Source organism: Vibrio gelatinilyticus, assembly GCF_022836845.1.
In the GTDB taxonomy this organism is placed as follows: domain Bacteria; phylum Pseudomonadota; class Gammaproteobacteria; order Enterobacterales; family Vibrionaceae; genus Vibrio; species Vibrio gelatinilyticus.
On the sequence record NZ_JAJNNZ010000058.1, the window covers coordinates 1 to 379 of the forward strand.

The window sequence follows — 379 nt, forward strand, 5'->3', positions numbered from 1 at the left end:
GATGAGTACCCACACAGATTGATACGGTTTAGAAAAGAGAAAGATAACTCAAGCTTATTGAGGTTATTTATGCAAAGCAGTTTTTCTTAGTTCAAGGAAGGCCAGCGATAAGGAAAGGAGCATACATTAGTATGTGACTGACTGAAGAGTCGCCGTCCTGACGCAGAAGTAAGGAGAAATGCACAGCAGAAATGGGTCTGTAGCTCAGCTGGTTAGAGCGCTCGCCTGATAAGCGGGAGGTCGGTGGTTCAAGTCCACTCAGACCCACCAATCTTTCTGATAGCGACGTCTACTAGCGCGTTGCATACTGATGTATGCGGCCTTACTAGTCTCCTTGCTCTCAAAAAGATTAACTCATAAAGTTGATGTTATTGGATCT

At 44.6% G+C, this 379-nt stretch carries 1 tRNA gene; it reads left to right on the forward strand.

Features of this window, described 5'->3' with window-relative positions:
* The first annotated feature begins 193 nt into the window (after positions 1-193).
* Positions 194-270: transfer RNA gene (locus tag LNL84_RS19665), tRNA-Ile, on the forward strand.
* The last annotated feature ends 109 nt before the right edge of the window (positions 271-379 follow it).